General features: G+C 57.7%; 8 protein-coding genes and 1 pseudogene. All 9 read right to left on the reverse strand.

The genetic code is table 11. The features are described from left to right. Window positions 1-2: 2 nt before the first annotated feature. A complete protein-coding gene (locus OP10G_RS24645) occupies window positions 3-3,158 on the reverse strand; it encodes an AAA-like domain-containing protein (RefSeq protein WP_025225419.1) in 3,156 nt (1,051 codons plus the stop codon). Next, complete coding sequence (locus OP10G_RS24650) at window positions 3,155-5,752, reverse strand: WD40 repeat domain-containing protein (RefSeq protein WP_025225418.1); 2,598 nt, start codon at window positions 5,750-5,752, stop codon at window positions 3,155-3,157. Before OP10G_RS24650 ends, OP10G_RS24645 begins: the two co-directional genes overlap by 4 nt. A gap of 157 nt (window positions 5,753-5,909) precedes the next feature. Beyond that, window positions 5,910-6,608 (reverse strand): M48 family metallopeptidase, encoded by a 699-nt coding sequence (locus tag OP10G_RS13160; protein ID WP_025225417.1) that lies wholly within the window; start codon window positions 6,606-6,608, stop codon window positions 5,910-5,912. Then, entirely contained in the window at window positions 6,605-9,739 is a 3,135-nt protein-coding gene (locus tag OP10G_RS13165) for a type I restriction endonuclease subunit R (RefSeq protein WP_158409228.1), read from the reverse strand. Before OP10G_RS13165 ends, OP10G_RS13160 begins: the two co-directional genes overlap by 4 nt. Window positions 9,740-10,585: 846 nt before the next feature. Next, window positions 10,586-11,320 carry a restriction endonuclease subunit S gene (locus tag OP10G_RS27645; RefSeq protein WP_265101622.1) on the reverse strand — a complete coding sequence of 245 codons (735 nt, stop codon included), beginning with the start codon at window positions 11,318-11,320 and terminating at the stop codon, window positions 10,586-10,588. A gap of 18 nt (window positions 11,321-11,338) precedes the next feature. Beyond that, window positions 11,339-11,779, reverse strand: a pseudogene (locus OP10G_RS27905) (restriction endonuclease subunit S); the annotation flags it as partial. Next, window positions 11,773-12,483, reverse strand: a complete 711-nt coding sequence (locus OP10G_RS13180; RefSeq protein WP_025225413.1) for a hypothetical protein — start codon at window positions 12,481-12,483, stop codon at window positions 11,773-11,775. The pseudogene OP10G_RS27905 and the gene OP10G_RS13180, both read right to left, overlap by 7 nt. Further along, window positions 12,476-13,033: a hypothetical protein gene (locus tag OP10G_RS13185; protein WP_025225412.1), complete on the reverse strand. Its 558-nt coding sequence runs from the start codon at window positions 13,031-13,033 to the stop codon at window positions 12,476-12,478. The genes OP10G_RS13180 and OP10G_RS13185 overlap by 8 nt, the downstream gene beginning before the upstream one ends. Window positions 13,034-13,069: 36 nt before the next feature. Beyond that, window positions 13,070-14,173, reverse strand: coding sequence for a PIN domain-containing protein (locus tag OP10G_RS13190; RefSeq protein ID WP_144241148.1), 1,104 nt, complete (start codon window positions 14,171-14,173; stop codon window positions 13,070-13,072). Window position 14,174 lies beyond the last annotated feature (1 nt).

Below are 14,174 nucleotides of genomic sequence, written 5' to 3' on the forward strand. Positions count from 1 at the left end.
GGTCATCGCCGCCAAATATGAACCTCGCCCGAAATCGTGGTGCCGACGAGACATCGATTGTCCAGCGTGAAGTGAACGTCGATGTAAGGCGATGTGGCTTCGCCAATGCTGGTTATCTCACGCCCGGTCGCGAAGTCCCATAGCTTAACGGTTTTATCGTAGCTACCGGTCGCGATCCGGCGTCCGTCGGGTGAAAGATCGATGCTCGCCACCGTTTGGCCGTGCCCGACCAAACGGGAAACGGTCCGGCCCGTACCGGCCTCAAGCACGCTCCCGGTATCGTCGTCGGCGGCGGTCAGCAGCCACCGGTCATTGGATGCGAAGCGGAGTTGGTAGACACTCCAATAGTGAATGGTCGAAGACCATTGGATTTTCCAGGTATTCGTGTCGAACACCGTGACCGTCCCATCGATAAATCCCACCGCCAGGCTCCGCCGATCGTGACTGAGGGCGAAGGCGGAGGATTGAAGATCGAAGCGCACAGTCTTTACGAAAGCCTTGACCCGATCGTCCCAGATCCGCAGCCGGCGGAGGTCGGAAGCGATCAGAAGTCTGTTGCGATCCAGCCGCTTGACAACGGTTTGCGTTATCGATTCGTCTTTTGCTCGCAAAAGTTCACGGCCCGAAGCGACGTCAAGGATCTTGAACTCTTGTCGGCCGACCTGGCAAAACGCCAAGGCGCCATCCGAGTCGATTTTTGCCGGCCCGGGCGCTGGCGCGATAGGTAGTGCCTGAAAACCTGTGAGAACGGGAGCCCCGACGATCTTTCCACCCGTGAAGGCGGTCAGCCGGTCGCCACTCCACCCTATCGGTGACGTCTCCCACGGGGCGCTGCCGCCTATGGAGAAAGGCTGCTCGGCATCCGGCATTGCGAGATCGACAAGTCTTAATCGATCGTAGGAAAACGCGAGGTGACGCGAATCGGGAAAGAACAGGCAAGAGTTTGCGCCTCGGTAGATTCGGTACGAGTTCGGCCTGATCCCGTCCATCCGATCGACCCGGAGGATCCTGTTGTTGGCAACAGAAGACATCAATCGGCCATCAGGCGAAAACTTAATGATCGTTCCCACGCCCTGCTTGCCCGATTGACGCAGTCTTTTCCTTCCGCTCGGAAGGTCGTACGTGACCAAGTCGCCTGATAGCAGCACAGCAATCATAAAGCGACCGGAAGGGTGGACTCTGACGATATTCGTCCGATAGTCGCAATCCACCGTATGCAGAAGCTTCCATGTCTTGACATCGATAAACAGAACGTGCCGGGGCTCCTTGTCCCCGGGGTGAACGGACGGGTACCGGCAAAGCCACACAAGCTGGCGGCCGTCTTGCGAAAACTCGACATCCCACCAGTTGCCCGTCGATATCGCCGGTAATGCCAGCCGTCGAATTCTCCCTGTGTTCACGTCGAGAACTGAGAGCTTTCCGTCAAGACCCTCGCTTGCCATCCATCTACCATTCGGGGAGATCGCCTCGCCGTTCGGACTGAGCACATTCCAACCTAGAGACCGGACCAGATGGCCGTCTCGGGCATCCCTCAGTTGAGTCGAGGCGGGCTTCCCGCGCTCTTGAACGACAAACCTATCGTTACCGGCAAACTGAGCTATGGTGTCGTGACCAGGAACCTTGAAAGAGCGCATCTCGTGGAGGTCGCTTCCATCCAATAAGTGCACTCGGTCTCCCGTGCGGCTCAGAATCGTTTTTCCGTCGGGCGAGAGTTGGGGCCAATACGATCCGCGCGTCACGTCTGTGTGTGGCCCATTTCCAGTGACGCGTCGCGACCAAAAATCCCACTCCCAGCCTCTGGCCGGATTGAGAGAAATCCGCTGAAGGGTATGGGCCATGCGCTCGGTTTGCCCTTCCGACCACAGCATCGGCATCAACTGCATTGAGGCGAGGTATGCCTCGTACTGCTCCCGGTTTCCGGCGAGCTTGGCGTCGCGAGCCAAACGGGCGTTGCTCCAGGCGAGGAACGCGAACCCGCCCACAACCGAGGCGGCCACGACGGTTGTTCGTAAGGCGCCCTTCCAGAACGCTCTCTTCTGTCTTCGGAGCTCCTGCCCGGGCATATTCTCTTTGATCCAGCCGGGGCCGAAGATCTGACGGTAGATTTCGTTGCGGACGGTGAGATGGCCGCTATCGAGCCGCGCGACGCCGCTCATTTTGATCCGCGCCGCGTGTGGGTTGCTCTCGTCGTCTTGGATTCCGCTCTTTAGGAGCTTGGCGTAAAGCGAAAGTGTGTCGGCTCTTTCTGCGTCTCCTACATTGGGGTCTCCACGGCCGAGGAGGCGGTTCCCCACGTCGGCGAGGTTGGTATCGGTCTCCCTGGCTCTTGCGTCCAAGTACCGCTCTCTGACTAGCTGGTCCACATCGACGCTCTTATGAGCCAGATCCGCACCAAGGGTCTGAGTGAGGAACGGGTGACCGCCCGTCCAGTGGAGGATTCGTCGAATCAACTGCTCGGCCCCTCCTGTCGCGAGACCCTTGGTGAGCGCGCTTGCTTCCTCCTGCGTGAAGTCTCTGAGCTCCACTCTCCTCCCCACGTTGAAAGGAGTGCTTCTGGGATCCCGGATGAGATCGCTCGGGAGCGCCGCACCCAGGAGACAGAACGTGAGGCGCGTAAGTGAAGCTTCGGAGGCTCTGCCGTTATGGAGCTGCCGAATCCCGGCGAACAGCTCATCGGTGGAGAAGGCAAGGGAGCGCACCGCGTCGATCTCGTCCAGCAGTACCACCAAGGGAGTTTCCTGAAGCGGAAGCGCCACTTCCTGCAGGAAAGAGAGGTAGCGCTGAGCCGGACCAAGCTCCTTGTGCTCTCTTAGAAACGCAACCGCCTGCGCCCTAAGATCCAGCACCCTTCCCGTTTCCGCCAGTAGCCCCGCGTACCACTGCTCCGCCGATACGTTAGCGCCCCCGATACGGGTGAGGTCCACAAAAGCCGTTCTAACTCCCCTTTCTTGCAGCCGAGCCACCGTTCGAACGGCCAGGGAAGACTTGCCCATCTGGCGGGAGTTCAGGACGTAGCAATACTCACCTGAAAGCAGCGCCTCGTAAAGCTCGCGGTCCGCCGACCGTTCCACGTAAGACGGAGACCCTGAGGGCACCGTCCCGCCCGAGACGAAAAACCCCCGCCCCGGATACGTCGACGTGGCCGGCTCCAAGCTCATCGGACCCTCTTAGCAGCTGTCCAGGTGTAGACCCGTCCATCTCGTGCGATTCCGTACAGAGATCGGCCATCTGCCGAATAGTGAAGTTGCTTTACATCTACTTTCGTTTCCAAAGTCGTCAACTCACGTCCGGTTTGGAAATCCCAGAGGCGAACGGTTCCGTCATCTCCGCAGGTGGCCGCTCGACGCAAATCGGGGGACGCGACGGTACAGAACACGGTTTGTCCGTGCCCGACCAAGTGGCTGATCGGTTGGCCGTTTCGGGCGTCGAGTACGGCGCCTGTATCGTCATCGGATGAGGAACTGACGATCCGACCATCGCGGCTGAACTCCAGGTGATTGATCAACATGAAGTGGGCGGGCTGGCTCCATTCGACAGTGAGATCGACGGTTCGACGCATCTCCAATCTGCCATCGTAGCGACCAAGGGCCAGGTGACGACCATCCGGTGAGAAAGCCATCGCCGTGAAGTCCCCACCCGTGTCCTCGCGAAGCAACCTGCGTCGAGAAATGTCCCACGTGGCAATCTTCCCAACCTCACGAACCGCGGCATACTTCCGGTCCGAAGAGACGATTGCCGACACACCCGCAAGTGCGGACGGTATTTGGAGGCGGCTCTTTTGGCTGATCGGATCTCTCAGTATCCGTTGGTTGCCATCACCGATTACTAGCGTGCCGTCTTCCGACATTACGGAGTGACCCGACGCGCGGTCCACTCTCTGCGGAGGCCTCTCGGTTTTTGGATCAAAAGCGAGGACCGAGTTTTCAGCACCCCTTTGATAGATCCCAATCGCCAGGTCGCCTCGCCACCCTGTGGCGAAGGGACCGGGAGGTAATCCACGAACCGTTTTCCTCGTGACTTCTCCTTCTTCGATAAGCCGAATCAGCCCGTAGGAAGCAACCAACCGATGGGTGCCGGGAACAAACCACACCACGTTCGTGGAAGAAATCTCACCCAGGGGATGGACCCAATGCGAATCCACGGCGTACAGCAAGGCGAGCCGATTGGCGCAGGCCGCGACCAGGCGCGTTCCGTCCGTACTGAACTGGAGCATCCCCACCCGCTCCTTTGTGGTGAGATCGTTGATGAGTCGTCGGTGCGGCAAATCGTAAACGCGGATGCTATTGGAGTCGGTTGCGACGGCAAGATATCTTCCATCGCGGGAGGCAGCAATCGTGCCCACCGCGGCATTCCCGCCAATCGGTTTCGCCACTTCTTGACCCGTGGCACGGTCAATAAACGCGACCGAGAACTGCTGACCTCCCTTATATCGTGGGACGTACAGTACAACCGTCTTCCCGTCGGGAAGGAAGAACCCCAGCGTTGTGAGCCGCGCCGCCGGGATCCTTCGACCATTCCCTGTGGCGAGGTCAAAGAAACTTGTCTCCCCTTGTACGCCGACCTCAAAGGTCCAGAGTCCGTCCGGAGAGAACGAGTCAGGGTGCCACGATAGGAATCGATGTCCAAAGTCGCGGATCACCCCGCCGCGAAAGGGATCTAACTCCAAGTCGCGGCCCCGGCCTTCCAAATCCTCTTCGATGAGGGTTCCTTTGGGCGTCCACCAGATGTTAAACCCGTGACCTGGTATCCGAAACTTTCGGACTAATCGAAGGGTTGAGGCGTCAAGGAGCTTTGCCCATTGGCCGATGCGATACACCAGTAGCTTTCCATCGGGAGATACGCGCGGCATCGGGCTTCCATCGGGTTCGAAGACGGAGCGAGATTCACTGATTCTTCCATTCCAGAAATCCCATTCCCATCCGCGGTCAGGGCTGCTTACGAACCGGTCTAGGGTGCGACGGATCTCCTCGTGGTTGCGACGATCCCAGAGCGTGGACATATTGCTCATGGCCGAGGCATAGGCCTCGTACCGGGCTTGGTTTCGCTCGTGCTCGCGAGTATTGGCGAGCCGTTGATTTTGCCATGCGAGAAAGGAGATCGTGCCGACAACGGCGGCGGCAATCCCACCGGTACGCATGGCGCCTTTCCAGAAAGCTCGTTTCTGCCTTCGAAACTCCTGGCCGGGCATGTTCTCGCGAATCCAGGTTTTGTCAAAGACCTTTGCGTAGATTCGATTGCGGATCGAGAGCCTGCCGCTTTCCAGGCTAGCAACTCCGCTCATCTTAATTCGGGCGGCGCTGGGATTCGACTCATCGTCTTGGATACTGCCCTGAAGCAGCTTTGTGTACTGGCTCAGCGCATCGGCCCTGATTCGCTCGTCCACGTTCGGATCTCCCGTTCCCAGAAGGCGGTTTCCGACGTCGGCGAGATTGGTGTCCGTCTCTCGCGCGCGGGCGTCGAGATAACGTTCGCGGACGTGTTCGTCAACCGTCGATAGCGGTCCGTTTTGAGATGATTCCGGACTTGTCAGTCCCGCGCACAGAGTCTGGGTAAGAAATGGATGCCCGCCGGTCCAGAAAAAGACTCTCTCTAAGCGTTCAGCGCCGTTAGCGCCCAAGACGGGAGTGAAGGCTCTTGCTTCCTCCAGAGTGAAATCTCTAAGCTCGATTCGCTTGCCGACGTTGAAGGGGGTGGTCCTTACATCGCGGATCAGGTCCGAGGGCAGAGCCGCCCCAAGAAGGCAGAAGGTCAATCGTTTGAGCGAAGGGTCAGAGGCTCGACCGTTGTGAAGCTAACGAATGCCCGCGAAAAGCTCGTCCGTGGAGAACGAGAGCGACCGGACAGCGTCAACTTCATCGATCATTAGAACGAGAGCCGACATGTCCCTAACCAGCGACACGAATCAACCGCTATGCAAGAAGTCTTTCGAGTCTTGTTTTGCGTTCCCGCCAGTCGGGCATGTGGCCGTCTAGAAGGCGGAAGAAGGCCCGCGAATGATCCGGGACGAGCAGGTGGCAGAGTTCGTGCAGCACCACATATTCGATGCATGACCGTGGAGCTCGGATCAAATCTACGTTCAAGCTAATCCGACCGTCCGGATGACAGGTGCCCCATCGATGCGAGAATTGTCTGATTTCGATCGCCACTTCGACTGGCAGTTTCCGATGAAACTCTTTCTGCACTTTTGCAAGGACAAACTCGAAATGTCGCTCTGCTTGGCATCGATACCACTTCCAAAGCGCCTTTCTAACTGAATCGGGAGAAGCTATTTTGAGCGTGACCTCGATATAGCCTGCCCACACCCGGATCGGTGGCCCCGAGCCTTCGATAGTTTTCAGCCGGTATTGCCGACCCAGATACAAGTGCGTTTCACCCGAGACGTATTGGCGCGGCGGGGTACGCGGCTTGAACTGAGCGAAGAAGTCCTTCTGTCTTCGGATCCACGCACGTCTCCGTCGCACTCGTGCGGCAACTTCTTCGTCTGTTGCAGTTAGTGGCGCGCGGACTTCGACCTCACCACCCGGATGTACGGTGATGGCCAGAGTCTTTCGCTCTAACCGATGAAGCGTTATTTGCAGGCGATCGTCAGGGCCAAGCTCGACCGTCATGCTAACCGACTCTTAGCGATCCTCATCAACTCGCCAGCAAGTTCGTCGATGACACTCCAATCCAGTTTGATTCGTCCGGCTTGGGACTCCTCAAAGAAGACATCGTCGATATCGGCGCGGATGCCCTTTTGAACGTCTTGTTTGAGGCGCCAGTCCACGACACTTGCTCTCCCCCGGATTGTCGAGTCGAGCCTTAGAGCAAGATTGACTGTCACGTCAGTAGTCGCCTGCCCGCTGCCTAGTTCCGACCAACGATCCGAAAGCACCCTGTAATAGGCCTGGGCGACTTCGTTCGTCACGAGTTGCTGGGGGACACCCGCCGTAGTGCCGTTGACAACCTCGTTGCGCAACTCACGCATCTTGTTGAGGTATTCCAGTTCACCAATAAGGTGGTCTCGGAACGAACGAATGGTCTCTTCGATCAGTTCCGAGAACTTCCGGAACAGGGCTGGATCTTCGTCCATCCGCTCCGTTATTGTGCGCTTCGTTGCGTTGGCGATGGCGTCGGCTCGGGCGGCGGGCGTGCCCAGCGATTTCAGCGCCTCTTCCATCGCGGTCGTGTCCATGATGTCAATCGGCTCGGAGGTTAGTACCTCGACGGAGTCAGAGGTCACGTAGGTGTCTAGGAGCTTCTCGATCTGAGGCTCGAGCTTCTTCATGTCAACTACGTCGCCGTATCGCATTTCGACCGCGCGCCGAAGCTTCATGAAGCGCGTTAGGTCAGCCTTGTAGCGCTCGATAGTGGCCTGGGACTCCAACTCGTAGAAGTATTCAGTCGATAGTCCAAGGTGAAGGGCGCGAGAGAATGCGTTCAGCTTCTCTTTGAATTCCTTGCGACGGTCGTCGTCTGCGAGAAGTCGCTCGAACTCCTCTTGATCGTGTGGATTCTGAACTTCGCGGAAGAGGTCTATCAGAGCGGCGTACTTTTCCGGGATCGAATGAACTTCCTCGCGGATGTTGGCCATCGTGCCTTCGAGGTCGATCTGATCAAAGCCGGCCAGAGCCGCGTATTCGGACAAAGCTCGGTCCAACTCCCCGAGGATTCCCGCGTAGTCCAGGATGAATCCGAAATCCTTACCCTCATATAGCCGGTTGACTCGGGCGATTGCCTGGAGGAGGGTGTGATTCTCAAGGCGTCTCGCCAGATACAGAACTGTGTTCCGGGGAACATCGAAACCCGTTATCAGCTTGCTGACCACCACCAGGATTTCAGGCGCATCGGCGGAATTGAAGCGGCTGATCGTTTCATCGACGTAGCGGTCCTCGGAGCCGCCGTATTGGGACATCTTAGTGCGCCAGAACTGCTCCACCGTCGCATCTGGAGCTTCCCCATCGACCTCCTCGTAGCCTTCGCGTTCGTCAGGGGGCGAGATAACGACCTCGGAGGAAACCCTGCCGTCTTCATCATGAGACCGGCCGATCTCGTCGAGGCACTGCTTCAGGAACACTGCTGACTTCTTGTCGGGTGCCACAAGTTGTGCCTTATAGCCGGTCCCAAGCCAGTTCGCGCGGTAGTGCTCGTAGACGTCGTAGGCGATCGCTTTCAGTCGCTGCTGGGCTCGGGTTAGCGGTTCTGCCCTGCTGAATTTCTTCTTCAGGTCCTTCTTCTGGTCGGTCGTGAGGCCTTGGCAAATCCGCTCGAACCAGGTGTCGATGGCGCCTTGCTGGACGATTTGCTCTACATGACGACGCTCATAGAGTAGGGGGACCACGGCTTTGTCGTCCACAGCCTCCCGCAGAGTGTAGGTGTCGATAAGGCCGCCAAACTTCGCCAGCGTGCTCTTCTCGTTGCGCATTAGCGGAGTTCCGGTGAAGCCCAGGTAGCAAGCGTTCGGAAAGATCCGGCGCATCTGGACGGCCAGGTCACCATACTGCGTCCGGTGACTCTCGTCGACCAGCACGAAGATGTCCCGCGAGTCATTCTCGAATTCCCCGGCGGCAGCCGCCGCCCGGAACTTGTGAACTAGAGTCGTCACTACGTTTGACCGTGTTCCCTCGATTTGTCGGCGAAGGTCGGCGCCGGAGGTGGCTCGATGAGTGTCCAGACCGCACCGCCTGAAGGTCGCTGAAAGCTGTTTGTCCAAGTCCACGCGATCCGTGACGAGAACGATGCGAGGATTCTCGATGTCGAAGGACATGGCGATCGCACTCGCCAGCATCACCATTGTCAGCGACTTTCCCGAACCTTGGGTGTGCCAGATGACTCCGCCGGCGCGTGGCCCGAGACAGGAGCCGTCTTCGATCCGAGCCATGGCGTTCTTCACGGCGTAAAACTGCTGGTACCGGGCAACCTTCTTGACCCCGCCATCGAAGACCACAAACCTCTGAGCAACCTCCAGGAGGCGCGACGGTCGACACAGTTCGTAAAGGGCACGGTCTTGCTCACTAATTGTTCGACCAGAAGACTCCACGTTGTAAAACGCGCGCTGTTCGCGGACGAAGTCGCGGCCGACCCTTTCCTTCTGAGATGCCACTAAGGATTCGGTGATGATTGACTGAAGCGTGGAATCAATGTCCTGACGGCTCTTCCACACGGCCCAGAACTTTGCTTCGGTACCTACGGTTCCGTACTTCGCCTCATTCTTGTTCACCGCGAGGACGAGTTGGATGTACTTGTAGAACTCGGGAACGTAGGTCTGGCCTTGGTAAGCGAGAACGTCAGAGATGGCATGCTCCAGGCCGATCCCTGGGGCTTTGCATTCGATGTTGACAAACGGGATGCCGTTAACGAAAAGGACAAGGTCGAGATAACAGTGCTTGTCACTTCCAGCCCGCACGAGGTCGTATTCGCTGGTAACGTGGAACACGTTGTTGGCCGGATTGTCCCAGTCGACGTAGCGAAGGGTGAACGACTTGGCGTGGCCGTCGATCGTCTGATCGAAGCTCTTGCCGAGGCGGAGCAAGTCGTAGGTGAGCTCATTTGCCCGCATCAGTCCCTCGACGAGCGGCACGTCCTCCAGCGCTGCAATGCCCCGCTTGACGTTTGCTGCAGAGAACTTGTGCTCACGGCCCTTGAAATGGATTGTGTTGATACGATTGAGTTGCGCCTGGACAATGTCGGTAAGAAGCACCTGGCTCGCCTTGCCGCCCCGCAAAGCCAAGGCTTCCTCCTGGGTCAGGTAGTAGAACACGGCTCCTCCATCCTCGAGTTTGGAAAGCAGTGAGATAGCAGGAAGCTGCGATTGAACTACCTCATTTGGGTCAAAGTTCGGGCCGAGCACTTAGATCCTCCTCTGATCCACCAAGCACCAGGATGGCGTCGGCCCCGACTTTGACTTGATCGCGCAGAGGTTGGCCGTACCGAATTAAGTCGAGCGCGTTCCTCGGCGGGGTCCTCCTTACACTCGGAACTCGCCCAGCCACCGCCCGCGAAAAGGCAATGGCGCGGTCGACGACGTCTCCACTCGGTTCGCAGCAAAAGGCGCAAACAAGTGGTTTGAGAATGGGCCGAACGTCTTTGCCACCCATAGTTTCGTATCGAACAAGTCGTTGCACCACGTTTGAATCTGCAATCGAAATAGCCCAGTAGTGGCACGGCGCAGGACAAATGCAGAGTGAACCGCACGTTTCCGCAGCCGACAGGCCAGCAAAAAATAGGTGCATTGCAACCAAACCTTTAGGGGTATTCGCGAGCAAATTCTCGACTTGCTGACCGGTCCCGCCCGGGTGATCTAGATGCCCATAGCTATCGGAGTTGCCTTGGTGCAGTTTTGCCTGAATTCGGAATCCGACCCAGCGGTCATTCGCCACAAACCACATTTCAAGGTCCGCGCCATTTCGTGATTCATTGAGCCCTCTCTGCCATGTCCTGACCCGGTCTGGGCATCGTTGCTGTAGCAAATCGAGGAAGTCAGAGACAGCACTTCTCTCGTCATAGAACTTGCCAGTGCCGCGCAGGCGATCGGCCTTTTCCGCAATCGTTTTGGATGCTAGGGCAAAGGTCTCGCAGGGTTCCGTAGAAGGATTTTGGACCTTTATCATCGGAACTCCTCGAGGCGGACCTCGCCAGTCAGCAGCTTTTGCATCAGACCCTTCTTCTGCTCGTTCAGCGCGTCCCGTTGCTTGCGCAGAATCAGAATCTCCTCGTCGAGAGCACTGAGGAGGTCGGCGATCCGGCGTTGCTCCTCGGCCTCCGGGATCTTCAGGCTGACTTTGAGGAAGTCGGTCACGGGAGCTTTCCGACGCCGGGCATTCGTGCCCTGGCTTATCGTCGTGTAGACGTAGCGCATCGTGTCCGACTTGAACAGCGCCTTGAAGAAACGACGATCGCCATGCTCATCGCCAATCCAGCTCAGCGTCTCATAGGCGGGCGAGACGATGCCCTCGTAATCGCTGAACGCGATGGACGCGTCCCAGAGGAGCATCGGATCGTAAACCAGGTCGCCCGGAACGATGTGCCTGTAATGGGCGTTGCTCACCGACGCCAACTGCTTGGAGAACCGTTCGCTCTGGGGAAGGATGCCGTACACCTTAGAGCACGACAAGATGAGTGGCGTCTTGGTCGGCGCCCGATCGTCCTTGGGAGCGAAGAACCGGCCCAGCTTGGTCTCGCGCCAGGGTGTTGAAAACCCTGGGAAACGGCGGCGGCCGGTGAGGAGGTCTTCGGCGAGGGCTTTCTTGTAGGCAACCTTCCGCTCGATCAGCGCATCCGCCGCCCGCACCGCCGCTTCCGAATCTTCGACGCGCTGGACGATTGCTCTCTGTTCTGGCAACTGAGGAAGATAAATGGGAAAGCGACAAATGTCGAGACGCGTGATATTTGGATCTTTCCGGCTGCTTGCCGCGATCCTTTTCCAAGCAGCCAGGTTGGCATTCAGCCACGAAAGGACGAATTTCGGGTCGGCAATTGACGTGTCTACGGTGATGGCCGAGATCGCCTGGTTGAGAGCACAGGGAGCTGTAGTCAGGCCAGTTCTGCCAATCTGATTGAAGCCACCGTACATCGCAATCAGAACTGAGTTGGGCTCGACGACGATGCAGGAGGACTCGCGAAGCGCAAGCTCAGTTATCTTCTCTTCTGTCTTCCAGATCGGACCGTTGGTTAAGTCCCCCGTCTTAATCCAAGGAATCGTCCCACCGTCAAAGTAGTCTGCCTGGCGGCGACGCGATGGTGTCGAACCTGAGCGGATCGGTCCGAGATTCTCCAACGTGGCTCGTGTCCACCCTACCATTGGGGTTCCTCGCCCATGCTACGCATCAACATGCTTCCGAGCTGAGTGAGATTCAATGAACCGTCCTCATCAGCATTCTCCAAACCAGTCAGGGCCAAATCGACTCCTCCGCCACTGAACTTAGCGGTTCGAACCAGCCCGAGGTCTAACAATCTTCTTCTCCAGCTCGCCTGAAGAGCGGCCGCGTCATGTTCTTGCTCCGGTGAGCCTGTGTGGGATACGCGCCCTTCCAAAACGTCGCTGTGCTTCTTCATCATCGTTTGGTCATAGTCGCGGCCAATGAAAACTAGCCAGACCAGCTCGGGATCGGTTATCTGATCAAGGAGCCATAAGAGCTTCTTGGTGCCGTCGTGGTCAAACTCTTCAGCAGTCAGGCCATTCTTCAGCAACTCGGCGATTCGCGCTCGTCGATCATCCGTAAGTGAGCGAGCGGCCTGTGTCAGGGCATCTTCGACAAGGTCCGCCCCCTCTTCGGTTTTTGCGCGGGCCTCAAAGAGTTTCTTCTCAGTTTCCTGCAGCCGCGCTTCCAGTGCTTCCGCGAACTTGATCAGGCGATCCAGGCGCTGGCCTGGGATAAGATTGCCGGCAATCTCGGCAAGAAGATTCCCAGCGAAAGGGATTGCGCCAAGGGCACCCTTCACTGCGATTGCGGTGACGTCCGCGCCATTCGTGCCACCCACCTTCTCAGGCAAATTCTCAGACATCTCCTTCCTCCAATAGTCGCTCCCGGGCTTTCAATTCGGTGACGGTCAGGCTCGTGTCGGTGCAGGCATCGATGATCAAGTCCCAGCGGTCGAGGTAGCTCTCGATGGAATGAACGGTGTACGGCGTCTTCGCGGGAGGCACCGCGACCGCTCGCACCTTGCTCTCGTTGTGCGCCTGCCCTTTCATGCCAGGCGTGTCCATCCAGAGTTGGTGGTTTGCCAAGACGATCTTCGAGAACTCGGAGGATGGAACGACGTAGTACTCCCATCCCGCCAAAGACTCGATCTCTGGGATGCCCGCAAGCACCCAGAAGAAAGCGGGTCCGTAGTCGCGCTCGGCCTTGGTGCCGACCGAGACGGTTTTGTCCCGGCCGGGCCGATAAGTCTTAACCTGCACATGGGCGAACCGCGTCCCCGCCTTGTTGCTGACGAGCACGTCCGTGTTCGGACAGTTGCCCAGCGTCAAGACGGCCACCAGCCCCCGCCGGCAAAGTTCGCCCGCGACGAAGAACTGGCTCGACGCTCCTCGGTGGGATTTGTCTTCAGCCATTCGGCTCCCCCATCGGGGCCGATTCAGCCACGAACATTACCATTCTTCGTCTTCTCCCGTGGCAATCACATCTTCGATTTCGGACACTTCGACCGAATCTTCGGTGAGCAGCTTTTCAAGTGATTCCGGTGACCCATCAAACTTATCGAGGTCAACGGTCACGGCAATGCGACCAGTGACTTCCACGTTCATGATCCTTTGCCCTTCGTAGTAGTGATCGTTGTCGTAGGAGGTCACGGAAATCGACTCCATCTCGTCAAGCCCCATCGTGTAGTAGTCCGATTTATAGATGTAGAAGTCGGCATAAACCTCCATCTCAAATGAGAAGGGGATCGCTACAACACCACCTCCAAAATCCTCGACTTCTTCCCAGTCCAATCCTATATCCGCCGGGACGTCGTACATGCTGATGACGGCTTCGTTGTCATCGCTGGGTATCAGTCGCGAGGAGAAGCTGTACCCCTCGACCTCCGCCTCCATCTTGCTATGCACAAGGGCCAGGATCTCGTTTTCGAGCTTCCGGAGGGACGGCATAAGTTCGGGTCCCACCAGAGCTTTGTGGAAATCAGGGAGCTTTACAAACGTCTCCAGTGAGGCATGTTGGGAGACCTCTGCCAGATTCCCCACAGCTTTCTTGAGCGCTTTGTCTGCAGTTACGATGTGGAGCGGCTTGTGGGTCGTCGCCAAATCCTTCACGACTTCAAAAATGAACCCGTCCGGGAATCCTTCCCGCTCCTTGATATGCTTGAAGGGTGAGTGCCCCGCAAAGTACCCGTCGACGACATTGGCTCCATGATGGTAGGCGACCGAATGAAGCACTACCTTGTGTGATTTAAGCCAAGCCGCATACTCATCGGTGATCCACCTGGCCGCGCCGTCTACTGCACTCTGGAGCGTGTCCACGATCGGGGCGGGATCTGTCGGGAAATGCGACCCAGCCGATTTCATCGCGTTACGTGCGTTCGCGACCGCATTGCGCAGAGGCGCGCAATGATTCTCAACTAGGTGAGACTCGAACTCGCGGCTCGCGACGTCGGGCAGATGAATGGTGACTTCGTCCAGCTGAACGAGTTTTCCGAGCACCGAGAATGGCGCAGATTTCCTCTTGGGGTCAGAGCGCAGGACGTTTGTGTCTAGCACA

Origin of the sequence: Fimbriimonas ginsengisoli Gsoil 348 (assembly GCF_000724625.1) — a bacterium.
GTDB classification, from domain to species: domain Bacteria; phylum Armatimonadota; class Fimbriimonadia; order Fimbriimonadales; family Fimbriimonadaceae; genus Fimbriimonas; species Fimbriimonas ginsengisoli.